At 48.9% G+C, this 24,357-nt stretch carries 23 protein-coding genes; 15 read left to right on the top strand and 8 right to left on the bottom strand.

The window, feature by feature from the left end; translation table 11 throughout:
* The first annotated feature begins 27 nt into the window (after positions 1 to 27).
* The 3 genes from EYR25_RS17800 to mog all read left to right on the top strand — a co-directional run bounded on the left by EYR25_RS17800 (position 28) and on the right by mog (position 4,216).
* Entirely contained in the window at positions 28 to 2,424 is a 2,397-nt protein-coding gene (locus EYR25_RS17800) for a TonB-dependent receptor domain-containing protein (protein ID WP_133181900.1), read from the top strand.
* A 92-nt stretch (positions 2,425 to 2,516) separates the two neighbouring features.
* A complete protein-coding gene (locus EYR25_RS17805) occupies positions 2,517 to 3,476 on the top strand; it encodes a carbohydrate kinase family protein (RefSeq protein ID WP_133181902.1) in 960 nt (319 codons plus the stop codon).
* Between the two features lie 206 nt (positions 3,477 to 3,682).
* The gene (gene mog / locus EYR25_RS17810; RefSeq protein WP_006083754.1) at positions 3,683 to 4,216 is read left to right on the top strand and encodes a molybdopterin adenylyltransferase; all 534 of its coding nucleotides are present in this window, start codon (positions 3,683 to 3,685) and stop codon (positions 4,214 to 4,216) included.
* Positions 4,217 to 4,370: 154 nt separating this feature from the next.
* Here mog and EYR25_RS17815 read toward each other — a convergent pair whose 3' ends face one another.
* The 4 genes from EYR25_RS17815 to EYR25_RS17830 form a co-directional block, all read right to left on the bottom strand.
* Positions 4,371 to 4,631 carry a hypothetical protein gene (locus EYR25_RS17815; protein WP_133181904.1) on the bottom strand — a complete coding sequence of 87 codons (261 nt, stop codon included), beginning with the start codon at positions 4,629 to 4,631 and terminating at the stop codon, positions 4,371 to 4,373.
* A gap of 56 nt (positions 4,632 to 4,687) precedes the next feature.
* Positions 4,688 to 5,827 (bottom strand): ABC transporter permease, encoded by a 1,140-nt coding sequence (locus EYR25_RS17820; protein ID WP_133181907.1) that lies wholly within the window; start codon positions 5,825 to 5,827, stop codon positions 4,688 to 4,690.
* Positions 5,828 to 5,915: 88 nt separating this feature from the next.
* Entirely contained in the window at positions 5,916 to 6,650 is a 735-nt protein-coding gene (locus EYR25_RS17825; protein WP_023265913.1) for an ABC transporter ATP-binding protein, read from the bottom strand.
* 3 nt (positions 6,651 to 6,653) lie between these two features.
* Entirely contained in the window at positions 6,654 to 8,273 is a 1,620-nt protein-coding gene (locus EYR25_RS17830; RefSeq protein ID WP_133181909.1) for an alpha/beta hydrolase, read from the bottom strand.
* Positions 8,274 to 8,365: 92 nt separating this feature from the next.
* On the opposite strand from EYR25_RS17830, the gene EYR25_RS17835 reads away from it, so the two are divergent.
* From EYR25_RS17835 to EYR25_RS17865, 7 genes are all read left to right on the top strand, one after another.
* Positions 8,366 to 8,737: a GntR family transcriptional regulator gene (locus EYR25_RS17835; protein WP_023265911.1), complete on the top strand. Its 372-nt coding sequence runs from the start codon at positions 8,366 to 8,368 to the stop codon at positions 8,735 to 8,737.
* A gap of 30 nt (positions 8,738 to 8,767) precedes the next feature.
* Complete coding sequence (locus tag EYR25_RS17840; RefSeq protein ID WP_023265910.1) at positions 8,768 to 9,631, top strand: ABC transporter ATP-binding protein; 864 nt, start codon at positions 8,768 to 8,770, stop codon at positions 9,629 to 9,631.
* On the top strand, positions 9,628 to 10,938 hold the full coding sequence (locus tag EYR25_RS17845; RefSeq protein ID WP_133181911.1) for an ABC transporter permease: 1,311 nt from the start codon (positions 9,628 to 9,630) through the stop codon (positions 10,936 to 10,938). Before EYR25_RS17840 ends, EYR25_RS17845 begins: the two co-directional genes overlap by 4 nt.
* Before the next feature lie 128 nt (positions 10,939 to 11,066).
* Positions 11,067 to 12,860 carry an AMP-dependent synthetase/ligase gene (locus EYR25_RS17850; RefSeq protein ID WP_133181913.1) on the top strand — a complete coding sequence of 598 codons (1,794 nt, stop codon included), beginning with the start codon at positions 11,067 to 11,069 and terminating at the stop codon, positions 12,858 to 12,860.
* Positions 12,861 to 13,000: 140 nt separating this feature from the next.
* Entirely contained in the window at positions 13,001 to 15,490 is a 2,490-nt protein-coding gene (locus EYR25_RS17855; RefSeq protein WP_133181915.1) for a toxin-antitoxin system YwqK family antitoxin, read from the top strand.
* Positions 15,491 to 15,597: 107 nt separating this feature from the next.
* On the top strand, positions 15,598 to 16,008 hold the full coding sequence (locus EYR25_RS17860) for an acyl-CoA thioesterase (protein WP_133181917.1): 411 nt from the start codon (positions 15,598 to 15,600) through the stop codon (positions 16,006 to 16,008).
* 106 nt (positions 16,009 to 16,114) lie between these two features.
* On the top strand, positions 16,115 to 16,663 hold the full coding sequence (locus tag EYR25_RS17865; protein ID WP_133181919.1) for an HPP family protein: 549 nt from the start codon (positions 16,115 to 16,117) through the stop codon (positions 16,661 to 16,663).
* 20 nt (positions 16,664 to 16,683) lie between these two features.
* On the opposite strand, the gene EYR25_RS17870 is transcribed toward EYR25_RS17865, so the two are convergent.
* Both EYR25_RS17870 and EYR25_RS17875 read right to left on the bottom strand, forming a co-directional pair.
* A complete protein-coding gene (locus EYR25_RS17870; protein ID WP_133181922.1) occupies positions 16,684 to 16,947 on the bottom strand; it encodes a GNAT family N-acetyltransferase in 264 nt (87 codons plus the stop codon).
* A 60-nt stretch (positions 16,948 to 17,007) separates the two neighbouring features.
* Complete coding sequence (locus EYR25_RS17875; protein WP_133182939.1) at positions 17,008 to 17,436, bottom strand: acyl-CoA thioesterase; 429 nt, start codon at positions 17,434 to 17,436, stop codon at positions 17,008 to 17,010.
* 148 nt (positions 17,437 to 17,584) lie between these two features.
* On the opposite strand from EYR25_RS17875, the gene EYR25_RS17880 reads away from it, so the two are divergent.
* The gene (locus EYR25_RS17880) at positions 17,585 to 17,980 is read left to right on the top strand and encodes a GFA family protein (protein WP_133181924.1); all 396 of its coding nucleotides are present in this window, start codon (positions 17,585 to 17,587) and stop codon (positions 17,978 to 17,980) included.
* A 61-nt stretch (positions 17,981 to 18,041) separates the two neighbouring features.
* On the opposite strand, the gene mtnC is transcribed toward EYR25_RS17880, so the two are convergent.
* A complete protein-coding gene (gene mtnC / locus EYR25_RS17885; RefSeq protein WP_023265901.1) occupies positions 18,042 to 18,722 on the bottom strand; it encodes an acireductone synthase in 681 nt (226 codons plus the stop codon).
* 363 nt (positions 18,723 to 19,085) lie between these two features.
* Between mtnC and EYR25_RS17890 the strand changes: the two genes are divergently transcribed.
* The 3 genes from EYR25_RS17890 (at position 19,086) to EYR25_RS17900 (ending at position 21,486) form a co-directional block, all read left to right on the top strand.
* Positions 19,086 to 19,520 carry a hypothetical protein gene (locus EYR25_RS17890; RefSeq protein ID WP_088212722.1) on the top strand — a complete coding sequence of 145 codons (435 nt, stop codon included), beginning with the start codon at positions 19,086 to 19,088 and terminating at the stop codon, positions 19,518 to 19,520.
* Positions 19,521 to 19,612: 92 nt separating this feature from the next.
* Entirely contained in the window at positions 19,613 to 20,626 is a 1,014-nt protein-coding gene (locus EYR25_RS17895; protein ID WP_133181927.1) for a DUF3137 domain-containing protein, read from the top strand.
* 128 nt (positions 20,627 to 20,754) lie between these two features.
* Positions 20,755 to 21,486 carry a hypothetical protein gene (locus EYR25_RS17900; protein ID WP_165953523.1) on the top strand — a complete coding sequence of 244 codons (732 nt, stop codon included), beginning with the start codon at positions 20,755 to 20,757 and terminating at the stop codon, positions 21,484 to 21,486.
* Between the two features lie 91 nt (positions 21,487 to 21,577).
* On the opposite strand, the gene EYR25_RS17905 is transcribed toward EYR25_RS17900, so the two are convergent.
* Complete coding sequence (locus EYR25_RS17905) at positions 21,578 to 23,470, bottom strand: DUF885 domain-containing protein (RefSeq protein ID WP_243729909.1); 1,893 nt, start codon at positions 23,468 to 23,470, stop codon at positions 21,578 to 21,580.
* 267 nt (positions 23,471 to 23,737) lie between these two features.
* Between EYR25_RS17905 and EYR25_RS17910 the strand changes: the two genes are divergently transcribed.
* Positions 23,738 to 24,346, top strand: coding sequence for a hypothetical protein (locus tag EYR25_RS17910; protein ID WP_023265896.1), 609 nt, complete (start codon positions 23,738 to 23,740; stop codon positions 24,344 to 24,346).
* Positions 24,347 to 24,357 lie beyond the last annotated feature (11 nt).

Raw genomic sequence — 24,357 nt, forward strand, 5'->3', positions numbered from 1 at the left:
TTCTCAAATATGGGTGGGGACATAAAAATGATAAATCGCACATCACAACAATTCTTGTTAAGCACAATCGCCGTCTTGGTGAGTTCTCAGCTTTGGGCTGCCGATGCACCTGCACAGGAAGAAACCAAGAAAGATGCGTTAGGCCTTGAGCGCATTACTGTTACGGGCGTTGCCCGCGGCACCCGCGTCATGGACTCGAGCGTGTCAGTCAGCAGCGTATCACTCGCCGAGTTGGAGGTTAGTACTCCACGTTCATCCGCCGAAGCATTTCGGATCATTCCAGGGATGAAGGTGGAATCAACTGGCGGCGAAGGTAATGCTAACATTGCTGTCCGTGGCTTACCTGTGGCATCGGGTGGTGCTAAGTTTCTTCAAATTCAAGAAGATGGTTTACCAATTCTACAGTTTGGCGATATTGCCTTTGGTAATGCGGATATCTTTTTACGTTTAGACTCTACAGTACAAACCATTGAATCTATTCGTGGTGGTTCGGCATCCACTGCGGCGAGTAATGCTCCCGGTGGCATTATTAACGTGATCAGTAAAACCGGAAGTTCAGATGCTGGCAGCGTGTCGACCACCTTTGGCTTGGACTACGATACCTTCCGTACCGACTTTGAATATGGCACCAGCATCAATGACAGCCTGCGTTTCCATGTGGGTGGTTTTGTGCGTACTGGTGAAGGCCCTCGCCAAGCAGGTTATGACGCCAACAAGGGCGGTCAGGTAAAAGCTAACATAACCAAAGAGTTCGATAGTGGCTATGTTCGTCTTTATTTCAAACACTTAGATGATAAAAGTATTGGCTACTTACCCATGCCAATGTATTCGGACGGTAGCTCTGTCCCAGGTTTTAATGCGAAATCCGATGCCATTCAGTCAGCATATTTCCTCTCGACCCTGAGTTTGGGCGCCGATGGTGAGCGTCGTCGTGGTGATATGCGCGATGGTATGAACCCTGAGGTTAACTCTGTGGGTTTAGAGGCGTCTTTTGATTTAGGCAATGATTGGCAGGTCGAAAACCGCTTCCGTTTCTCGGATGTGAGCGGCAATTTTATGGCACCATTCCCAGCCGAAGTGGCTAATGGCACCGACATTGCGGCCAGTATTGCGGGCACTGGCGCCAAGTTGATTTATGCCAATGGCCCTGATGCGGGCAATCCTATGGATGGACTCGCCATGCGGATCCATACCTTCGACGTTAAGATGAATGACTTTGGCTCAATCGTAAACGACTTAAAATTAACGAAAACCTTTGACGATACCAGCGTTACTCTGGGTTATTACAATGCCACCCAAAATATCAATATGACCTGGATGTGGAACTCCTATTTGATGGAAGTCAAAGGGGATAACGCCGCATTGCTTGATGTTGTGGCCGCCGATGGTACCGCCTATTCGGATGCTGGACTGTACGGCTATGGCGTGCCTTATTGGGGCAACTGTTGCCAACGTAATTACGATACCGAATACAACATTAAGGCGCCTTATCTTGCGGTCGCGTCGAGCTTTGGGGATTTATCGCTGGATGCCAGTGTGCGTTACGACAGCGGTGATGCCAGTGGTTACTACGCCGGCAATGTGCAATCGCAAGTCGATATGAACTTGGATGGTGTAATCTCTATTCCTGAGCAAAGTGTCTCTTCTATCGATAATGCTAATCCACAACCCGTGAATTATGACTGGAGTTACACCTCCTATTCTCTCGGTGCAAACTATCAGTTTTCCAGTGATTTAGCTGCATTTGGTCGCTTGAGTCATGGTGGCCGCGCCAATGCGGATCGCCTATTGTTTGGTAAGGTTCGTGCCGATGGTTCAGTGGCAAAAGAAGATGCTGTTGATAATGTGGACCAATATGAGTTAGGCGTTAAGTACCGTTACGAGGACTTATCGGTGTTCGCGACCGCCTTCTATTCAGAGACCGAGGAGCAAAACTTTGAGGCGACGAGTCAGCGTTTCTTCGACCGTAAGTACAAAGCTAAAGGAATTGAAATTGAATCGGCCTATTTTATCGGTGACTTCGATTTTAGGGGCAATGTCACTTGGACCGACGCTGAAATTGCTAAGGACGCTCTAACACCCGACGTTGTCGGGAATACTCCAAGAAGACAGGCCGACTTTATCTACTCGCTGATGGGACGTTATAACTTTGACCAAGGTTCAGTGGGCATCAACCTGATTGGCACTACTGACTCCTATGCACAGGATAATAATGACCTCAAGTTTGATGGTTACAATCAGGTCAATGCCTTTGCAACCTACAACTTAACTCAGGCCTTAAGTGTCTCCTTAAACGTCAACAACCTGTTTGACGCTACGGGTATCACCGAAGCAGAGGAAGGTTCGATTCCTGATAACAATATTATTCGCGCTCGCACTATTAATGGCAGAACCACGAGTGCAACCTTGAAATACGAGTTTTAACTCCGGCGGGGTTGGGGTTTAAAACCGACAATTTAAAAGGCCCATCCAGCATGGGCTTTTTGCTTAACTAATAGAAATATAAAGGGATCCATATGACGGTGTTACTCAGTTTTGGTGAGGTGTTAGTGGATTTATTACCCACGGAGGCTAGCGACAAATCCCATCAAGCCATTGCAGGCGGCGCGCCTGCAAACGTGGCTGTAGGTTATGCCAAACTGGGCGGTAAGAGTTATTTTGCTGGCGGCATTAGCTGCGATGATTATGGCGCAATGTTAAAACAAGCCCTAGCGAATGAAGGGGTTGTAACGGATTACTTGACCGAAGTGCCAGGTGCGCCAACGGCGACAGTGGTCGTAAATTTGGATGAAAATGGTGAACGAACCTTCGAGTTTAACCGTCAGGCTACGGCCGATCTGTGCTATAGCCCGCGCCATTTCGATGCCATTCCATGGCAACAAATGGATATCTTCCATCTCTGTTCTAATACCTTTACCGAAGCGAACATTTTTAACGCGAGTCTCTATGGCGCCCGTTGTGCTAATTCATTCAATAAGATAGTGAGTTTTGATGTTAACTTGCGCTTATCACTCTGGCCCGATACCGCATTGCTTGCAGAGCGAGTAGAGCAGTGTTTTCGTTACACACAAGTGCTGAAAATGAGCCGTGAAGAAGCCGACTATTTAGCCTTAACGCGGAATAAGAGTTTCGAAGATTATTTGCAGTTTTGTTTGGCGCAAGGCGTTGAAGTGATTTTGATTACTGACGGCGCCAATCCAGTGCAATGCATAACAGTAGATGAGCGATTTAGCGTACCAGTCCCCCAAATTAAAGCCGTAGATACCACGGCGGCGGGTGACAGCTTTATGGCGGGATTTTTGTTTGCACTGGGTTCTGAGTTGGAGTTTGATCTCGAGCATTTAACCTTAAAACATCGACTTGCGTGTCAGGCACAGTTGCGCAAGGCGGTTGAGTTTGCGGTGCGTTGTGGCGCTGTAACCTGTTGCCAGAAAGGCGCTTTTCCTGCTTTACCCACGTTGTTGCAGGTGAGTTAACCCTTCACTCCAAACTATCAAGCTAAGGTGAGCTATGGCTTGCCTTAGCTTTTTTCGAGCATATTGCGCGAACTTCATCACGTTTTACTTGCCCCATTGGCCGAGCATTTATGCTATTTTAGCTGCGGCTTATAGTCGAAGGAGCATAGGTTTCTCCTCTGCTTACGGTCGATATGGTTTTATTTCAACATGATTGGGGATTTCCAATGAGCAAAGCAAAAATCGGGATTGTTACGGTGAGCGATCGTGCCAGCGCGGGGATTTATGAGGATATCTCGGGCAAGGCGATTATCGATACTCTCAATGACTACCTCACCAGCGAGTGGGAACCGATTTATCAAGTGATCCCCGACGAGCAGGATGTGATTGAAGCGACCCTGATCAAGATGGCCGATGAGCAGGATTGCTGCTTGATTGTGACTACGGGTGGTACTGGCCCTGCAAAACGTGATGTCACCCCTGAGGCAACCGAGGCCGTATGCGATCGCATGATGCCGGGCTTTGGCGAGCTGATGCGCGCTGAGTCGTTAAAGTTTGTACCGACGGCGATTCTCTCGCGCCAAACTGCGGGCTTACGCGGTGATTCATTAATTGTGAACCTGCCGGGCAAGCCAAAATCTATTCGCGAATGTTTAGATGCCGTATTCCCCGCCATCCCTTACTGCATCGACCTGATGGAAGGGCCTTACCTCGAGTGTAACGAAGCCGTGATTAAGCCTTTTAGACCTAAGGCAAAATAATCCTCGCTGCAAGATTGCATAAACCCAAGCCTAGCTTGGGTTTTTTATTGGCATCCGTTATGGGCTGTTGTGGTCGCGCTAAGTCGGAAGTACGCAGCTTGACTTAGCGCCTATAGACCCCAGTAATACGAGTTTAACTGCGGTGCATTAACGACTATTTTAATGCCTCAATTTGCTGTGCCAGTGTGGTCTTAGCGGCGTTGTCCTCTGCATCTGTCACTATGCGCTCCAGCACTTGCACACGCTCGATAAGCACCTGATTCTGTAAGCTCAACTGGGTGAGTTTATCCTCAAGTTGGGGATTGTTACCGCCACCCAGTTGGCGCATTTTTAGGTAATGCTTGAACATCTCTGTGGCGCTTACACCGATAATAAAGGTCACCATAATGACCATGATAATAAATTCTTTTTCCATGATTGGCTCCTTAACTCAATGTTAGGGCGCGGCGCGCCCTCTGCGGGTCGATAGCGTTATAAACCGAAGACTACCTTTTCACTCTTTAAGGACTTTTCCATGCCGAATGCCAACACCAGGGCGATGGCTAGGGTGCCCAGTGTCGATACCAGCAATTGCAGCATGTTCATGTCCTTACCTTTGATAAAGTCCATCAGCGCCTGTTGCTGACCCGAAACGGGCAACCACTGCAGTATGTCCGGTGCTATGTTGTAGCTGGCCGCCATCGACAGCGCCAAAGGCACAAACAGCACCATGGTTAGATAGGACTGAGCTTCCTTAAAGGTTTTGGCCATAAAGGACACAAACAATTGCAGACAGGCGGCCATCAGGGCGACGGGAATACCGACCAGCAGCATTAGCGCCATAAATTCATTGGTGATGCTGACGCTAAAACCGAGCTCCTGCCAAGGCACGAAGGTATAGGCGACCTTAGATACCAGTAGAATCAACACTAAACCAAGTAGGGCAAATAGGCCGACGGCGATGATTTTAGAGAGCACTAATTGGCGCGTGGTCAGCGGATGGCTGAGCAACAATGCCAAGGAGTTACGCTCACGTTCACCGGCGCTGGTGTCGATGGCCAAATTCATCCCCGAGATAAACACTGAGTAAATCATAGTGAAAATGGCGATACCTAAGATCATCCCGCCCTTAGAGTCGGTCGTGGCTTGGTCATGCACATTCACTTTCAGCGGCTGAACTACTCTGGGGTCAATGCCACGGGCGATTAGGCGCAGGCTGCCCATTTCGGCGCTATAGGCCTGTAACTGTTTCTCTAAGCGACGAATCGAGTTTTGCAGTTTTTCCTCTGAGTTATCGGCCACGATAGTGATCTCGGCGCCTTTGCCTTGGTTCATCTGCTTGGCATAGTCGGGGCTGATAATCAGCTCTATGGCTTTCAGATCCTTAGCGCCTGCTTCGCCCTGAGTAATCCCCTTGTTGGATAAAAATCTCACTAAGTCCGGCGCCTTGTCGGGGTTAGTGATACTGATTTTGAGATCGTCTGGGCTAGTCAGTTGGCCGATAAGCACCATAAACAGACCACACATGATCAGCGGCGTACCAATGGCGTAGTAGAGTCCCGCCATCACAGAGCGTTTATCGCGGGCGGCGTCTATCAGTTCCTTGCGAACCATTGCGATGATTTTGTTCATGATTATTCCTTATCCCAAGTTTGTCTGTTCGCCATTAGGTCGAAGCAGGTGTTATCGCAATTTGTGTGAGCGTTAATGCTGTGAGTCATCATGCGGCAATGCCCTCATCGGTACCGATCAGCTGGATAAAGGCATCTTCGAGTGAGGCCTTACCCGTTTGCGCGCAGAGTTGCTCTGGGCTGCCGATGGCGACCACTCGACCCTGCGCCATCACGATCACTTGGTCGCACAAGGCCGCGACTTCCTGCATCACATGGCTGGAAAACAGCACGCAATGCCCTTGATTCTTAAGGTCGATAAGAATATCGCGCAGCAAGCGAGTGCTCATCACATCGAGTCCACGGGTCGGCTCGTCGAGGATAATATTGCTCGGGCTGTGGACTATGGCTTGGGCGAGGGCGGTTTTCATTCGTTGCCCTTGGGAGAAGCCTTTACAGCGGCGATCGCTGATATCTTCGAGGCGCAGTTTAGCGATGACATTGTCGGTGGCCGCCTTGGCATCGCTTGCGGATAAACCGCTGAGTTCGGCAAAGTAACGGATATATTCCCGCGGCGTTAAGCGCTCATATAGACCGAACGGGTCGGGGAATAAGCCTAACTGCTGCTTAGCGCCAATCGGGTCGATGGCAACGTCGATACCTTCAATTTCAGCCGTGCCAGTATCGGGTTTTAACAGACCGAAAATCGTGCGTAAACAGGTGGTTTTACCGGCGCCATTAGGGCCGAGTAGGCCGGTGATCTGGCCGTTTTCGGCCACGAAGCTCAAATCGTTTAAGGCCTGCACTTCGCCGATGCGCTTAGAAAGATGGGATACTTTGATCATGACTTACTCCTTGGCTCCAGTGCTGGGCTTATCCTTGGGCTTATCTTGGGAAGAGTGGGTTGCATCTTCGGTCGCGAGTGGCTCAACCGAGCTGGCATTTAAATAGAAGCTACGGCGCACATCCTTCTTCAAACATTCACCATCGAGATCTTTGACCGAACCAGTACGCACTAACTCGGCGACTAGGTTATTGGCGCAGGACTGATAGGCCACGCCATGGGTGGCGTATGGCGCGACCAAGTGTTTAGCGTTGGTGAGTTTTTCCATCGCAAGCTCACCCCAACTCGGTGGTGTGGCAGGATCAATTTCGCCCGATAGCAACAGGGTTGGGATATCGCTCTTGATAGGTTCGCTAAAGCTGGCATCGACGGGCGGCACCTTCCACACAGAACACGATGCCTCTAAGCTTTCGAGCATGGTTTTGCTTACATAGGAGGTTTTGGCCTGTTCGCGCATCGCAGGGGTGATGCGATGGATGTCTTCACCACAAACCACGGAGGCGTGCATGCCCATTGCCATACCTGCACCATCGGTAGTTAAGGCATACAATCCGAGTAGCGGTTGATAGTTTTCTTTGGCGGCCTGATGAATTGCATGGGGCACTAAGGCGCGCACATTGGTTTGATATAACGCCATTCTGATCGCGCCGTAAAACTTCGCACGGGTGAGCGTGAGTAAGGTCTTTTCACCCGTGACGGGGTCGTGTACTTGCTCCATTACTGGCCCTTCGGTCAGTCTTGCAACCACTTGGTCAAACTCGGCTTTGAGCTCTGGAAACTCGGCATGGCAGGCTGCGGTTTCTTGGCAATCTTTAAACAGTAAGTCAAAGCCGCGCTCAATTGCCGAGCCGATTTCTAATACGCTCTGCTGCATTGGCACTATGCCGTCTAAGGTGACAGTGGCTAAATGCTCTGGATATAAGCGCATATAGAGCTGCGCCATACGCGTGCCGTAGGAGATACCGTAGAGGTGCAGCTTTTTGTAGCCTAAGTGGGCGCGTACGGCCTCGAAGTCTTTGACGGCATTAAGGCTGCCGTATTGGGTGACATCAGTATCGGGGAATTGATCGCGGCATTTTTGCGCTTCTACTAAGCTATCGACATTGTCATCGTTAAAGGCGAGTAAAGATTGTTCACCTGCATCGCAATTCAATAGGTTTGAGCGGCCAGTACCGCGTTGATCAATCAGCAAAATATCCCGCTGCTGACGTACTTTATTCAGCATGCTATCAAAGCTTGCCGCGTTATCGATGGCCGATTGACCTGGGCCGCCTGCTATCGCCAGCAATGCTTCTTCATGATTGACGTTTTTTACCGCGGGCAGGACCACATAATGCACTTGGATCTGTTTGCCATCCGGCTTGTTAGGGTTTTCGGGGACAGTCACAAAGCCGCAGTTTAAACGGTCCGATACACCTTCTACATAACAGGTATTTGTAGGGGGAATAGGGTTAACAGCATTGTCGCTTGCCCAAGTAACAGAACTGCAGATGGCGAGCATTAGTGCACTCAGGCCTAAGAGCTTGTGTCCTTGTGTGCCCTTGAGCCAACGGTTTTCTGAGCGCTTAATCGCAAAGCGAGCGCTGGCATTATGGGACTTCCTGTGGGTCATGCTATATCTCATGAGCGCTTTCCTTTTTGCATTTCAGGATGAGTGTGATACTTTAAATACAGTGTATCTGTGTATCAATGTATTAATACAGTGTGTAAAGACTAATGTTAGAACTTTTAAATGTCAACCCCAGCAGTGGTGAGCCAATTTACAAGCAATTACACGAGCAAATCGTGCGCTTGATTGTGGGCGGCCAACTGCAAGAGGAAGACGTATTGCCCTCAGTGCGTCAAATTGCGGAATTTCTCGCGGTTAACCCCATGACGGTCTCCCGCGCGATTCAGCAACTTGTTGACCAAGGCTGGTTAGAGCGCCGCCGTGGTCAGGCGACTCGGGTTGCCGCCCGTAGTGAGGCGATGGAGTCGGGCGTGAGTCTGCTTGAGCCGCAATTAGATGCCTTGCTGACTCAGGCAAAACAATTGGGCGTGAGTCTGCCCGAGTTACTGCAATTGATTAATGAACGTTGGCAAGCCTAGCTAAAACGAGAATAAAAAGGATGCAATTCGATGGATCAAGAGTTTTCCCCAATACTTGAGTTTTCTAATGTAAACAAAGTCTTTCGTGGCAAAGGTGCCAGTGAAAAACGTGCACTCAAGGATCTGACCTTACGTTTATCTGCCGGTATGGTTGTGGGGTTATTGGGACAAAACGGTGCGGGCAAATCGACCCTAATGCGCTGTGCTCTGGGGATCCTCTCGCCGGATTCGGGTGAAATCCGCACCTTAGGTGAAACGCCGGAGCAGCTCTCCTCAGCGGCGAAGGAACGCCTAGGCTATGTGCCGCAGCAACCCTTTGGTTATGAAGGTTTTACTGTTGAGCGCGCCCTCGATTTGCACCGCAGTTTTTATCCCCACTGGGACATGCAGTTAGAGCAGGATTGGCTCGCCCGCTTCGAATTAGATGTGACTCAACAGGTGCAACGCCTGTCCGTTGGTCAGCGCCAATCCTTAGCCTTGATCATGGCCATGGCCTATCGCCCTGAGTTGCTGATCCTCGATGAGCCCGTGGCCAGCCTCGACCCAATAGTCAGACGCAAGTTTATGGTCGATTTGTTCGACCTGGCCCTCGAATCCGGCTCGGCCGTGTTGTTTTCATCCCATATCACCTCTGATTTAGAACGGGTCGCAAGCCATGTCGCCCTGATTAAACAGGGCGAGCTAGTGTTGTTTAAGGAGATAGATGCCCTGCGGGAAGAGGTGCGACTCGTTAAGCTCGCGGACGGCGCCGAGCTGCCGGAACAGGTGCGTATCCTCAGCCGCGATGGTGATTCTATGCTGGTGGACAGGGGTAATATTGAGCTTAATCTCCCTGGTGTGCTGCGCAGTGAGGCGCTGAATTTGGAGCAACTCTTTGTGGAGCTGCACAAATGAGTTCAGCTAAACCCTTAGTTCAAGTACCTGAAAAACTGGGGACGCACCATTCGATTAATCCCTTTAACGGCATGCTGCGTCTGTGGTTGTTTGATGTTGGCAGTGTGAGTTTTCTCGGCACAGGTATATTTGGCTTGGTGCTGAGTATCTTAGCGGGATGGGCGGGGCAGAAAGAGAGTTTCGACATCTTCATTGCCATGGCTATCGTCTCGACTTCGGCGGCCGTGGCTTGGCAGCTTATTCGTTTGATGGCCAATGAGTGCTCGATATTGATTCCCCGTTATCGACAAAATGTGTTTATTCAATGCGAAGTGATGCTTATCGGTGTGTTTAGCTTAGCCGTGCTACTTTGTGTGTTGTATGACTTTACCTCGAGCCTGTCGTTACTGGTGTTTGCGCAGGGGATAAGTCTAGGCTTTATTCTGCTGTGTCTGTTGCAAACCCAGTGGTTTTACAGCTCATTTTTACTGTTTATCTTAGTGCCGTTTTCTAGCACCTTGGCCGAGCAAGTTCCATTGTGGCTGAGCATCATAGTGCTGTTTGTGTTTGTAGTACTAATTTGGCGCCGATGCCTAGTGTTACCTTGGCGGGTGGAGGCGCGCAGCGTGTACCTCAATGGACTCGAGATGGGCTGGTTTTGGTTGCCGAGTCTGCAATCGATGCGGATCTTGAGCCGATTAGAGCGCTACCTGCATCCGGTGAACTTCTTTATCGGTCCTATGCTGACCGTATTACTGCTGTTGCTCCCCGTGTTAACCATCGGGCTTGGGATCGCCTCCCACGAGCTGCATTGGGATTTTCCAGTATTACTGCTGTTGGCGCAGTTTAGTGTAATTAGTTGCTCGCTAGTACACTGGAGCCGAGTACAGCGCTCTCGGGCGACAGAATTGCTCTTATTAATGCCGGGGTTCGATGGCCGTGCAGGATTAGTTAAAGCCTTTGCCCGTGGGCAGCAACGATTACTGTTTTTCATCGGCATAGGCATTTTGTGCTGTAGTCTGTTTATTACTTGGCTCGATGGTGATTTGAGCTTGCCTCTGCTGGCACACTTAGTCATGAGCACTTATTGGGCCTGCGCTTTAGTGTTAGGTTTAGGCTGCCTATGCCGCCGAGTATTACAGGTGAGCCTGACCATGCTGGTGGTACTGGGGCATTCGCTATGGGTGTCTATTAGCCTTGCTGCGCTGCAACATGATGGCAGTCTATTTTATTGGTTGTTGGGTGACTTGTTACTGCTGATCCTTGGACAAATGGCACTGTTTTGGGGCAGTAAAAAGCTCTGGCAGGGCGACATTACCGGGCTCTAATTGCGCTGAAATGGCGTGATTTGGGCGACATTTGCACAAGATTAGAGCAAAAACTCTTAGTTTTTGGCTTGCCTTCAGGTAGAATGCCGCAAAAGCGGTACACTTGTAAGCTAAAAGGTGAGTCATTCATGTCGCTGGAACAATATCACGTAATTCGACTATTACAGCAGCAAAGCCAGTCATTAAAGGAGGCTATTGCGCTGGAAGGTTTTGAAATGGCTGCACCTTGGCATCAAGTCAGTTGGCAGGCATTCGATCAAATCAGCCATAAAATTGCACAGGTGTTGATTGAACTTGGCGTACAAGTGCAAGACCGTTGTGTGATCCTGTCGCAAAACTGTCCTCAATGGACCTGTGCTGATATCGGCATTCTGAAAAGCCGTGCCATTGTAGTACCTATCTACCCAACCAGCACCTTAGAGCAAGCCAGCTTTATCATTAATGATGCGGCGGCCAAGGTGATTTTTGTCGACGACGCCAAGCAATATGCGCTGGCCTGTGAGTTGCAAAAACAGTGTCCGACCCTAGAGCATGTGATTGTGTTCGACGCGAGTGTTGATCTGGCGAAAGACATTGCCCAACATCAGCATTTAGACAGCTTGTTAGCCAAAGAATATGACCAGAGTGCTGAACTTGAGCAGCGCTTAAAAGACGCTAATCTCGATGATTTGTTAACTCTGATTTATACCTCCGGCACCACCGGCGACCCTAAGGGCGTGATGCTGGATTACCGCAATATGGCCTCGACTGTGCGTCAGCACGATCTGATTTTGCCTTTCAAAACCGGCGATGTGTCTTTGGCTTTCCTACCGCTCAGCCATGTGTTTGAGCGTGGTTGGAGCTTCTACGTGCTGTGCCGTGGCGGCCACAATGTGTATCTGCAAAATACTCAAAGAGTGAAAGAGGCCATCAGCGCCGTGCGTCCGCATACCCTGTGCGTGGTGCCGCGTTTCCTCGAGAAGGTATACAGCGCAGTGCAGGATAAGGTCGCTAAATCCGCCGAAGGCCGTAAAAAATTGTTCGCCTGGGCTATGGGTGTTGGTGAGCGTCAGTTTGAAGTGGGCCAAGGCCGCGCTAAGGGCGGTTTGTGGTTATCCTTGCAATGGCGTTTGGCGAACAAACTGGTTTACAGCAAGTTGCAGGCTGTACTCGGTGGACGGTTAAAGTTTATGCCCTGCGGTGGTGCTGCACTCGATTTAAATGTAGCGTCTTTCTTCCATGCCATTGGTATTCCAGTGCTTTGCGGTTACGGCATGACGGAAACCAACGCTACTGTGACCTGTAATACCCTAGATAACCGAGTTGCAGGATCAAACGGTAAAGTCTTACCCGAAATCCAAATTAAGCTGGGTAAGGACGATGAAATCTTAGTCCGTGGTGATACTGTGATGCGCGGTTATTACAATCGCCCTGAAGACACTGCTGCCGCCTTTGAAGATGGCTGGTTAAAGACCGGCGATGCGGGACGACTTGATGCCAATGGTAATTTATTTATTACTGACCGCATCAAAGAGTTAATGAAAACCTCTAACGGTAAATATATTGCGCCGCAGCGGGTTGAGGGTACCGTGGGCCGTTGCCCCTTTATCGAGCAAGTGGCGGTGATTGCCGATGCCCGTAACTATGTGACGGCGCTGATTGTGCCTGCCTTTGAAGCGCTCGAAGCTTGGGCCAAGGATAAAGGGTTGAAATACGAGTCACCTATCGAGCTGCTGCGTCATAACCATGTGGTTGAGCATTTCGAGCAGCGTTTAAAGCATTTGCAGCAAGAGTTGGCGGGGTTTGAGCAAATCAAAAAGTTTACTCTGCTGCCCGAAGCTTTTTCGATGGAGGCGGGGTTAATCACGCCGACGCTGAAATTGCGCCGCAAAATGATTTACCACAAGTACGCCCATGAAATTAATGCTATGTACAATAATTGATTGTTAAACATTTGATCTTAAAAGGCCGCTTTGCGGCCTTTTTTGTGTTTGCCACTTCCTGAAGCAGCGGACTTCGCTTAAAATTCGCCCCGCTTACTGGTGCGCACGAGGCGCAAGGTGTCGGTGTAAAGGATAGTTAAATGGAACTTTCGATTCGTCGTTTATGCGCCGCGGCTGGTGCGGTGTTGCTTTCTTCGTTTGCGGTTATTCCTGCTGCACTTGCGGCGGAATATGACAAAATGGTTCACGGTCCCGTGGATCTTCCCAATGGCCAATGGCTCAATTTTTATCAAAAAGATCAACAGGTGTGGGGCGAAATGCTCTACGGCGATGCGCCAGGTGTTCGCATTGACGATTACGGCCGCGCCGAAATCGTGGCGGTGTTTTACTATGACTTCGACAAAGGCGGCACCAAAGAAGTGATCGTCATGCTCAAGGATGCCGATGGCCAGCATCTACGGGGTTATGGTTTTGAGGGCGAGGAGTTGACTAAACTGCCGCGCCTGCAAGCAGTGCTCGATGAAGTCGCACCCACCATTAGCACCTTTACCGTTGGCGGCGTTCGCAAAGTATTAAGCCAGTTGCCCCCGCAGCAGTACAGCATGACCTATGAGGCTGAGGGCGTCCAAGATCCTGACCTTAAGGCGATTCTTGATGGTACCTCAAAACTCAAACCGACCTTAATTGGCTATCGCAATTCTGAAGGCACGGCAACGGATGTCAAAAACGCAGTGGAATACAAGCTGCGCTATCCCCTGACTCGCACCGATAAAGATGCCGAGGGGCGTGAACGAAAATACAGTCTGGTGGCAACCTTTGATCGCAGCGCCTACGTTGAAGAAGATGGTAGCTTTATGCTGGTGGCCATTGGCTACGAGGCCGACGACATCGATTGGCTTAAAAATGGCAGCGAAAAAATCCCGCGAACAGGGCCTTTTTACGAATTCATGAGTATGGGCAGTACTTGGGCTGGCGTTGCCAGTGAAGCCCATTATGTGCAGGGTGAGCTGGATGGTCGCTTTGCCGCCTACGATGCCCGCAATGGCAGTGTGATGTATGCCGGTGATTATAAGCTGGGTAAACAAGTGGGTAAGTGGATTGAAGCCGACAGCCGTGAAACCTACTGGGAAGGCGAGTATCTCGACGGTAAGAAACAGGGCAAATGGGTGTTGCAGTCCATTATGGATGACGCCGATAACTACGGCTTTATTCACTACAACAAGGGCGTGCCCGATGGCCCGAGTGAAATCTATACCCCAGATTACGATTCCAGCACCGAAGGCGCGAAGAAGTTGTCCGAAAAGGGCATTTATCTCAATGGCGTAAAAGATGGCGAGTGGCTTGAGTCCGATGGCAGCAAAGGCCAATACCAAAAGGGGCTGAAACAAGGCGCTTGGGTGGAAAAGGTCACCCAAGGGGATTATCGCTTTCAAACCGGTGAAGGCAGTTATCTCGACGGTAAACGTTCAGGCACTTGGGTCTATATTCGAACGCCTGATACGAATGATGCCTTTACAACAAGACAATCAGTGACTTATCTCTATAAGACCGAAGTCAACTATGAGAATGGTCTACGCCAAGGTGAAGCAAAGTTATTCAATAAAGATAATTTTATGTTCGCCCTTAAGCATTACGATAAGGGCCGTCTCCACGGAGAAAGTTTATGGTACTCAGCGCCAAATATCGTCAGCAATGTTGCTAACTATCGTCAAGGCGAGTTAGATGGCCCACAAATGTGGCTCGAGCCTAACGGCGATCTGAATGAGTTGAGTCAGTATAAGTTTAATGACGCCGTAAAACTTAAGCCTTCGCAGGATGAATGCATGATGCGAAAAGAGCCCTACGCAGGCGATTGTGAGGGGGTGTTAAGTTCAAAAAATGCTGAAACCACTTCAATTAAGGATGGTGAGCAGCGTGTATATCGCGGCGGTCGCCTATCCGAATTAAGCTATTACACCAATGGGTCAGTCGATAAAGAATATCGATTCGATTCTAATGGTCGCTTAATGTCCTTGCAGACCTATAAAGCGGGTAAGGAATATGGCCCAAGCATTCGATATTCCACCGACGGCGGCTATTCGCTCGTACAATATGGTCATCTTATCAATAACCGTCTTTCTGGCCCCCATTACACTTTTTATCCGAACGGTCAGTTAAAGAGTTTGTGGAACTATTGCCAGCAAGAAGGCGAAACCTGGAACGGTGAACCTTATTTCTGGGATAACGCCATTGCGCGCTGCGGTATCCAGCGAGAGTATTTTGATAACGGTGCCGTGAGCTGTATCGAGGATCTCGACAGCAATTATGCCGTGGATAAAGTCTGTTATGACCAGAATGGTAAGTTAGCCAGCGAAATGCTGCGGATTGATGAGCAACATGTGGTGCATAAGCGCTATATCAACGGAGTGATCTATCAGGAAGAACCTGGATTCTCGGATTTTTCCCATGTGACTAAGGGACGCAAAATCTATCACTTAGAAAACCCAAAAAGCCATGGCGTGTTTAAGTCCTACGACAGCAGTGGCAAGCTCAAATACGAAAAAATCTATGATATGGGTAAGGCTGGCTGTATGAAAAAGTACGATGCCAATGGCAAGCAAACCCCAGATACCGCGAGCTGCCAGTTCTAGCATCGCGCTTCTTATTTCTGTTAGGCTTGGTAGGGATAAACGGGGCAATCACCTCGTTTATCCCATTCACAGCATAAAAGTATAAGAACAACAAAAGGGAAGTTTGCATGTCAGTCACCGAATACAGCCTCGAAATTCACCCAAGATTTACCGAAACCGATGGCTTAGGCCATATCAACAACACAGTGATCCCCGTGTGGTGCGAGGCGGCGCGCACGCCAATCTTCGAGATTTTTAATCCCGAGTTGGATTTGCATCAGTGGAACCTCATAGTGGCAGGCTTTACCGTGGCCTTTATCGCGCCGACTTATTACGGCAAGAGCGTGACGGTGAAAACCTATGTCAGCCGTATCGGCAATAGCAGCTTCGAGCTGACTCAAAGCTGTTGGCAGGCTGGCAATAAAACCGCCGAAGTGAAAACCACCTTAGTGCACTACGACTACAGCAGCGAGAAGAGTCGCCCTATCCCCGAAGATATTCGTGAAATCTTAGCTAGCCTGAACGGCGAAACTGCTTAAGTCTGATCTTCGCTTTCACCGCACAATTGCAATTGTACGGTGAACACGTTAACGTGGCGGCCGCAAATGTGATGCGGATCACTTATTCCTCCCGGCCGGATTTAGCATGAGATTTTACTTCACCCGAATGCGTTCTAAGGACATCTGTCCGCCACGACAACCCCTGAAAAAGATCGTTTGGTCATGGGTAGTGGCCTTTTGTGGTATTTACTTAGTCGCCAGTCTCGCCACTTATATGGGCGATAATCTGCTTGGCACCATGTTTGTGATTGGCTCATTTGGGGCGTCGGCGGTATTAGTCTATGGCGCGCCGCTGGCTGAGTTTTCTCAGCCACGTAACTTGATTGGTGGCAGTGTGCTATCGGCACTGATTGGTGTGGCTGTTTATCAGGTATTTGCCGATTATATGGTGCTCGCGAGTGCGTTAGCGGTATCACTTGCTATCGCATTGATGTATTTAACCCGCACGCTGCACCCTCCCGGCGGCGCTACGGCATTAATTGCTGTGATAGGCGGCGAAAACGTGCATCAACTCGGGTTTCTCTATGCGGTGATGCCAGTCTTTCTCGGCTCACTACTGTTATTGCTGGTGGCGCTGGTCGTGAATAACCTCTCCACCGATCCCAAACGCCACTATCCAGTGTATTGGATTTAGCTTACCTGTTGCGAAGGCTGTTATTTCAAAAACTTTTGCACATACCAACAGCTGGCTCCTATCTCGTAATCTTGGGCCTTTGCCCACTTCAAGCCGCGGCGAACTAAACGTTCGGCAAGACCTTTGCCACGCAGTTCGTCGGGCACAAAGGTACGACTAAAATCGATGTGCTGACCATCGAGTCGATATTCCAGTACCGCCTCATGCCCATCAACGGGGATCACAAAGCGTTGTTTATCATGTTGATGTTCAACGATGGTTTCGATTTGCTCTTTTTCTGGCATACATACTCCTACTGAATTTGGCTTAAGGTGTGCTGGCAATTAAGCCTGCGACTCGGTAGCTTAAGCTTGCTCGTGTTGTTTAAGAATGGCGAGTAATTCCGCGGGAAGCTCGGCTTTTTGGCCGGTTTTAAAGTTAAACATCACAGCCACCGAAGTGCCTAGGGTCGTTACCGCCTGCTGCTGTTTACTAAACACCTGATAATGCATGGTAAATCTATCACTTTGAATATCGCTGATACTCACGCTGACCAATAGAGTATCGGGAAAGGTTACTGGGCGTTTATAGCGGGCCTGATTCTCGCTAATCACAGGACCAACACCGGATTTATACAGGGCATCGAGTGGAAAGAGGCGGTTGAAAAAGTCGATACGTGCGGTTTCAAAATAACGGAAATAGACCACATTGTTGACGTGTTGCAGCGCATCCATTTCGCCCCAAGCTACGGGGATTTCGGTCACTATGGGATGCTGTGCGAGAAACTTTTCTATTGGACTTAGTGTTGGACTTTCCATTGTATTACTCATAGTCAAAAGCTCTAGTTAAAACGCTCGTTTAAGAAGCCAGACTAGCAGTATAAGATAGCTGCGACAAGCCTTAGGCAATAGTGACAACATTAAGTGAAGCAAGGAGTTGGCAGTGATAAAACAGATTGGGGATACGGTTATTCAGGCTACACATCTTGCGTCTTGCCATTGTGGCGCTGTGGTGTTGGAGTTGTTATTGCCTAATGGCATTGAAAATCCACGCCGATGCGATTGTTCAATCTGTCGGCGCAAGGGCGCAATTGTTGGCTCTGTGCCGCTGGCGGGATTGAAGATTGTCAAAGGCGAGAATGCATTGAAGTGCTACGAGTTTAATACCAAAACCGCCAAGCATTATTTCTGCTCTGTGTGCGGCATTTATACCCATCATCAAAGGCGCTCTAATCCCAATGAATATGGCTATAACCTTGGTTGCCTCGAAGGCGTTAATCCCTACGAATTAGGCGATGTGCCCGTTTGCGATGGGGTGAATCACCCTGCGGATAGGTAGGTTTGGTTGCCAGATAAATAAAAAGCGACCCTTGGGTCGCTTTTTATGTGCAGTGTCGGTGTTACTCGATCACTAGTTCATCGAAACTCTTGATAGTGCGAAAATCGCCGGTGCGTTGCTTGCTGTCGCGCACCATTTGGCAGGTCATCATGCCTGCGGCTTCGGCGGCTTTAAGCTCTTCAACCACGTCAGACACAAACAGCACTTGCTTAGGACTTAAGCTGATGGTGTTGAGTATATTGGCGTAGGCTTGTTTATCTAATTTGTTGCCGGTACGGGTATCAAAATGGCCGCTAAACATCTCGGTTAAATCGCCGCCATCACTGTGGCTGAACAGCAGTTTTTGGGCTTCAACCGAACCCGAAGAGAAGCTGTAAATACGCAGTTTTTGCGCGCTAAAACGGCTAACCGCCTCGATAAAGTCGGGGAAGATATGGCCTGTAAATTCGCCATGGGCGTAACCTTGCTTCCAAATCAACCCCTGTAGGGTTTTGAGTGGGGTCACTTTACGATCTTCACGTACCCATTGCTGCAAAATTTCAGTCACGCGGGCTAAATCGGCATCGGGTTCGAGGGCGATATCTCGGGTGTCGCAGATGCAGTTTTCCACCAAAACATTGTGTTGGTTCTGCGCTAAAAAGTCTGGTAAGGCTTTGACAGAATAGGGGAATAGTACATCTTGGATAAAGGTTAGGTCTGTCGTGGTGCCCGCTGTGTCTACGACTATGGCTCTGATACCCATAATGTTTTGATACTCCACAATATGTTGGCTAAAAAATGCAACCCCGATCCTAAGCGTTATTGGGGTAATTGGCTAGTGGATTTCGCCCTTAGACCGTGGGAGATTGTGCACCATATCACTCAGCTATTCGACTGAAACTTAATTAAATGAGGAATTTTATAGGCTTATCTAGTGGATATGGATGAAATACTGGATTTAGTGGGGAGAATTAGGCTGTTTATGATCCCACAGTTTGTTGTCGGCATAAGACTATGGTCTTAATAGCTAAGGGAAATTTTGGCTGTTATTGTAGCTTTACTATCTTTCGACTGAATTTGTTCACCTTTAGGGTTTTAGGGATGAGGTCGAGCGCGCCCCGCACTGATGAGACTGTTTATGAAATATTTACCCGCATTTGGCTTAGGTATTCTGTTGGCGGTATTGAGCTTTGTGAGTTTTGCACTGGTTGCAACGGCGGGCTATATGTACGCTTTGCTCGGAAGCGTCGATAACCTCAGCCACACTAGCCCGGTTTATCTGGGGTTAGGTGCCCATGATGCGGGTTTATTATTGCTGCTCTCGGGACTGATGTTATTTAGCTATCAGCGGCTTTTCCCTCGATTGCCATTCGATTGGTACGCAGCGGTGGCGATGCAATTACCCTTAGGTTCCTTAGTGCTGTGGGCGGATGGGGTTTCCTTTAATCTCACGGATTTTTACGGCGTAGCCAGAGCCTTAACCCTCTTTAGTGCCACCTTTGGAGTGCTGATTATTTTTGGCTTATTGCAGCGCCGTGGTCGTAGGCTGGCTCGGGCTTAATCGGTCATTGGTTGGCCTTAAACTGGCCTTGCTGGAATAAAATCCGTAAAATCATTGGCCTAAATGGATTTGAGTCGTAAGAGTAGGAGCCAATGAGTTCGATTGAATTTGATATTCCCGAAGATCACCGTATTCCCTTTCAGAAGTATTACAAACAAAGAATCGCCCCTAAATGCGCACCGTTTGAAGCAAAACGTGAAGGCGTGAACCAGAGGCGGCGTGAAAATGCCAAGTTCACCACCCCAATCTACTACCTATGCATCACGGTGATTTTGGGCGCCTTCGCCGGGTTGCTCGGGGTCCAGTTTATGCTGGTGCCTATGGATTATTTTGTGCCTTTGATGATTGGCGCGTTTCTGCCGACTCCCGTGATAGCGTTAGTGGCGATTGCCTCGGGAAAGGAAAGCAATGAACTCTATAATGCCGCTTTTGAAAAACTCTATCCCATTAGTCTCAAGTACTTCGGCAATGATTATGCGTTAACGAGGGAGCCTAAGGTGGATTTCTCAACCTTTCTGGAGTTGGGGCTGCTGCCTAAAACCGATAAGCAGTATGCGCAAAATTGCCTTAAGGGAACCTATAACAAGGTGCCGTTCCAGTTTTATGAGGTCGATGCTTACAACACTAAATCGAACAATAATGGCTCGGTTGAGCGAGAGACCATCTTCAATGGTGTGCTACTGGTGTGCAATATTCCTAAGCGATTCAACGGCACGACCTTGTTAGTCACGGATAAGGGCAGTTTAAAAAATCGTATTGAGGGGTTTAAGACAAAGCTGTCGAGGGTCAAGCTTGAGGATGTACGTTTCGAGCGTTGTTTTGAGGTGTATAGCAGCGACCAAGTCGAGGCGCGCTACTTACTCAATCCCTTGATGATGGAAAATCTCTTGGCCCTAGGTCGCGAGCTAAATGCCGAGGTTGAAGCCTGTTTCTATCAAAAACAATTACTGATTAAGATCCCGACCAAACACCATTTCTTTATCAATCAACTCGATTTAGATCGCCCCATCGATTTTAAGCTCAATATCGAGCAGATGTTTACCGAGTTAGGTTATACCTTCTCGATCATTGATACCTTAAGGCTGGATAAACATACTGGGTTATAGCAACAGTCAACTCAATTGCAGCCACATTAAGTGGCTGCTTTATGCTACAGCTTAAAACATGACTTTTGGCACTTATGGGTGGCTCCCCGTGCTCGTTACTATCAAGCTTCAAACTTTGATGGAGCTAGATGATGAACACGATTTTCACCCTGTCGCAATTTGTGCATATCACCGCGGGCGCACTGGCATTAGTGTTATTTTGGATGCCTGCCATGCTGAAAAAGGGCAGCGCGAACCATAGTCGTTTTGGCCGTTACTATGTCTATGCCATGTACACTGTGGCGGCGACGGGCGTGGCGATGGCAACGACGGGCCTCATTGATCCACTCGCCGTGATTAAACAGCCTGCGGCCAGTGCCGACGCCTTAGCGGCGCAGATTGCGGATCGTAAAAATGCTTGGATATTTCTCATCTATATCAGCTTATTAACCCTAGTGACCGTGAGGCATGGCGTATTAGTTTTGCGTTATAAGGCGCAGCGTCAGCAATTAAAATCGCCTATGCATCTGTCGTTAATGCTGAGCTTAACGCTACTTGGCCCCGTGATGGCGCTATGGGGATACCAAGAAAAGCTGATCCTCGCAGTGATTTTCGGCCTGTTAGGCACTACGGTTGGGGCGGGATTCCTGCGTTATAGCTTTAAGGCGACTTTGACCAAATTAGAGTGGTGGATAGAGCATTTAGGCGCCATGATTGGCTCGGGTATCGCCTGCTACACCGCCTTTTTTGCCTTTGGCGGCAGCCGTTTGTTTATCGACCATGGCAATTTGCGTCTGCTGTCGTGGACACTGCCAGGTGTTGTGGGTTTTGTGGTGATCCGCTATTTAAGCGGCAAGTATCAACGTCGATTTGCGGATTAATCTGAAACGTAAAAGCATAGGGAGCCGTAAAAAGAACAGGGGCCGCATAAGCTGCCCCTATATTGAGATGATTTGAGCGGTTTTACCCGAATTAAACCTTAGTCTCGGCGGCATTGGCTGCCTTAGCGGATTCGAGCCACTGATCCATCTTTTGCTCCAATAAATCTAAGGGCAAGGCGCCATTTTCGAGCAATTTGTCGTGGAAGACTTTGATATCCAACTTATCGCCCAAGGCTTGTTTGGCCTTAGCTCGCAGTTCGATAATTTTCAGCTCACCCAGCTTGTAACCTAAGGCTTGCCCAGGCCAAACCACATAGCGCTCGATTTCGGACATAGCTTCTGAGCGGTGTATTCCCTCAGTTGCCACTGCATAATCAATGGCTTGCTCGCGGCTCCAATCCTTGGCATGCATCCCAGTGTCGACCACTAAGCGCACCGCGCGGTGTAGCTCAGACTGCAAGCGGCCAAGGTCGTTAATCGGATTATCCTTATACATGCCCATCTCGGCGGCTAACCGCTCGGCATACAGCGCCCAGCCTTCTCCCGCGGCATTAGAGTAAAAAATGGTACTCAGCAGCGGCAAGGTATCCGACAGACCGATGAGCGTCTGTAGGTGATGGCCGGGATTGGTCTCGTGATAGGTTAAGGTTTGCAGCGAATAGGAGGGCAGCGCCGCCATATCGTATAGGCTTATCCAGAAAGTGCCCTTACGCAAACCATCTTGAGAAGGCGCATCGTAAAATGCACCGCTGGTTGCGGCGGCACGACTATCGGGCACGGCTTCAACTGCAACTTCTTGATTCGGTAACTGCCCAAACCACAGTGGTAATTTGGCATTCACTTTCGCCAGATAGCCGTGAATGTCCGACATTAACTGCTGTTTGCCCTCGGTGGTATTAGGGTAGATATATTTAGGATCCTTGAGCAATCGCTGCATGCGCTCGCCAACTGTACCTTTGCGGTAACCCACTTGTTTGAGTAACACATCCATCTCGGCGGTAATGCGGGCAACTTCGTCTAATCCCAGTTGGTGGATCTCATCTGGGGTCTTATCCGAATTGGCGAGGTGCTTAATCATCGCCTTGTAGAGTTTCGCGCCCTGAGGTTGGTGCCCAAGTCCCGCTAAATGGGTGGCCTTGATGCGCACAGCTTGCAGTGCGGAAATCAACTGACGCGTCGCAGGGTAATATTTAGTCTCCACCAGTTCGGCGGCAGAGTTCGCCAACGCCTCACTGTCTGGTACTTGGGCGGCGGTTAGTTTGGCTTTAAAACTGCTAACTAAGGGATGTTCACTAGCATGGTGGACTAACTGTTGCTGTAAGCCAGCTATGGTCTTATCGATAATAAAATCGGGTGGGATTACCCCCATCTGCACATCTTGATCCAGCTTATCGATAACTGTACCCATGGCGGCAGGGTACATGCTTAAACGGTTGAGATAGGCCTTAGCTTGCTCTGGGGTGCTGACTGCAAACTTATCTTCCATATAGCTCGGAAACTCAACATGCAGCCCGGATAAGTGATTGACGACATAAGGTAAAAACCAAACACCGTATTCGCCAAGCATAGTGCCATAGGCCACGGTTTCGGCAGGCAGCAGGGCGCCAGCGATTTCGGATTTAATTGACCCTAAACTCACTTGCTCCGAGGCGCTAAGCTGGCTGGCATCGATAGCATTGAGTTCGGTTAATATGGCCTTAAGCGCTTTACGGCGATGATTTTCACCCGACGGGCTGTAATCGGTCAGTTTAGAGAGTATATCCTTGCCTGCCTCATCCTCGGCCACGCCATAATAGGTGGCGATTTCGGGTCTAAGAGCAAAATAACGCTGGGTGATTGGCGCGAGTTGCTGCTTAAGGCTCAATACTGGGACGGCCTTTTCGGCCTTGGCCTGCTCAGCGGTTTGATTAGTCTGTGTTGGGTTTGGATCGCTACAGCCCGTTGCTAACATGGCCAGAATTAAAGCATTTACTATTCTTTTCATCAGGTTACTCATACAAAAAACATTGTGGCAAATCCATTGTTGGACTTGTGCCGCAAGCGTTAAACCGTGATTAGTGTGATCAAGCTCAAATTTGAACGGTTATCCTAACAGTTTATTGCACTCAAACCGTATAACTTTTGTTACTCGTTTTGAGTGGATTAAAGCCAGCGCTGTAAGCCACGACTTTCATTTTATTACTGCTTTAAATCGTAATTTGTTGCTAATTTGTTGACGGCTTAATGTATAAGTTGCTTAAATCTCATTGTTTTGGATGAGCGAGCAATAAAAGGACAAAAAATGGAAGTTATACAAAAGAAGGGAAAAAACAAACATACTTTTCGCTTAGGGCAAGAGCAGTTTGAATACGCCTATGAAGATGGATCCGCTAAAGGGGATGTTGAAGTTTATTACGGTGATTTACCCCTTAAACGTTCAGAGCAAACTGAGCAAAATGATTGGCTTAGAAACGTAGGTGTATTGTGGATCTTGCTTGGCCTGTTTCAAAGTGGCTATGGCAGTTTTACGCGAGGCGCCTTTTACTTTGACCCCATGTGGATATTTATTGGGGCTGCCTGCTTAACATGGGCACTAATGACCAAGGTAACTTACACTGTGTTTAAAGCTGAGGGTGCCAATATCTTTATTATCAAAGACAAGCATCATGATGCCTTGATTGAAGAGTTAATGGCGCGCCGCAAAGCACAGTTGGCCCATTGGTATGCTGATATCAACCCTGAGAATGAGTTGAATAATGAGATCAACAAATTCAAATGGCTAGTTAAGCAAGAAGTGCTAACGGAAGAAGAGTCAGAGCAAAAGATTAAAGAAGTTAAGTTTTATCATCAAGTTGATGATGAGCAAAGGGTTTTAAACTAAGCTTCTCTTCT

The organism is Shewanella decolorationis, assembly GCF_004354305.1.
Classification (GTDB): domain Bacteria; phylum Pseudomonadota; class Gammaproteobacteria; order Enterobacterales; family Shewanellaceae; genus Shewanella; species Shewanella decolorationis.

What these genes read in the sequence shown, in the direction of transcription:
- EYR25_RS17800 (WP_133181900.1), top strand. Translation starts at nt 28, where the DNA reads ATGATAAATCGCACATCACAACAATTCTTGTTAAGCACAATCGCCGTC.
- EYR25_RS17805 (WP_133181902.1), top strand. Translation starts at nt 2,517, where the DNA reads ATGACGGTGTTACTCAGTTTTGGTGAGGTGTTAGTGGATTTATTACCC.
- mog (WP_006083754.1), top strand. Translation starts at nt 3,683, where the DNA reads ATGAGCAAAGCAAAAATCGGGATTGTTACGGTGAGCGATCGTGCCAGC.
- EYR25_RS17815 (WP_133181904.1), bottom strand. Translation starts at nt 4,631, where the DNA reads ATGGAAAAAGAATTTATTATCATGGTCATTATGGTGACCTTTATTATC.
- EYR25_RS17820 (WP_133181907.1), bottom strand. Translation starts at nt 5,827, where the DNA reads ATGAACAAAATCATCGCAATGGTTCGCAAGGAACTGATAGACGCCGCC.
- EYR25_RS17825 (WP_023265913.1), bottom strand. Translation starts at nt 6,650, where the DNA reads ATGATCAAAGTATCCCATCTTTCTAAGCGCATCGGCGAAGTGCAGGCC.
- EYR25_RS17830 (WP_133181909.1), bottom strand. Translation starts at nt 8,273, where the DNA reads ATGAGATATAGCATGACCCACAGGAAGTCCCATAATGCCAGCGCTCGC.
- EYR25_RS17835 (WP_023265911.1), top strand. Translation starts at nt 8,366, where the DNA reads ATGTTAGAACTTTTAAATGTCAACCCCAGCAGTGGTGAGCCAATTTAC.
- EYR25_RS17840 (WP_023265910.1), top strand. Translation starts at nt 8,768, where the DNA reads ATGGATCAAGAGTTTTCCCCAATACTTGAGTTTTCTAATGTAAACAAA.
- EYR25_RS17845 (WP_133181911.1), top strand. Translation starts at nt 9,628, where the DNA reads ATGAGTTCAGCTAAACCCTTAGTTCAAGTACCTGAAAAACTGGGGACG.
- EYR25_RS17850 (WP_133181913.1), top strand. Translation starts at nt 11,067, where the DNA reads ATGTCGCTGGAACAATATCACGTAATTCGACTATTACAGCAGCAAAGC.
- EYR25_RS17855 (WP_133181915.1), top strand. Translation starts at nt 13,001, where the DNA reads ATGGAACTTTCGATTCGTCGTTTATGCGCCGCGGCTGGTGCGGTGTTG.
- EYR25_RS17860 (WP_133181917.1), top strand. Translation starts at nt 15,598, where the DNA reads ATGTCAGTCACCGAATACAGCCTCGAAATTCACCCAAGATTTACCGAA.
- EYR25_RS17865 (WP_133181919.1), top strand. Translation starts at nt 16,115, where the DNA reads ATGAGATTTTACTTCACCCGAATGCGTTCTAAGGACATCTGTCCGCCA.
- EYR25_RS17870 (WP_133181922.1), bottom strand. Translation starts at nt 16,947, where the DNA reads ATGCCAGAAAAAGAGCAAATCGAAACCATCGTTGAACATCAACATGAT.
- mtnC (WP_023265901.1), bottom strand. Translation starts at nt 18,722, where the DNA reads ATGGGTATCAGAGCCATAGTCGTAGACACAGCGGGCACCACGACAGAC.
- EYR25_RS17890 (WP_088212722.1), top strand. Translation starts at nt 19,086, where the DNA reads ATGAGACTGTTTATGAAATATTTACCCGCATTTGGCTTAGGTATTCTG.
- EYR25_RS17895 (WP_133181927.1), top strand. Translation starts at nt 19,613, where the DNA reads ATGAGTTCGATTGAATTTGATATTCCCGAAGATCACCGTATTCCCTTT.
- EYR25_RS17900 (WP_165953523.1), top strand. Translation starts at nt 20,755, where the DNA reads ATGATGAACACGATTTTCACCCTGTCGCAATTTGTGCATATCACCGCG.
- EYR25_RS17905 (WP_243729909.1), bottom strand. Translation starts at nt 23,470, where the DNA reads ATGAAAAGAATAGTAAATGCTTTAATTCTGGCCATGTTAGCAACGGGC.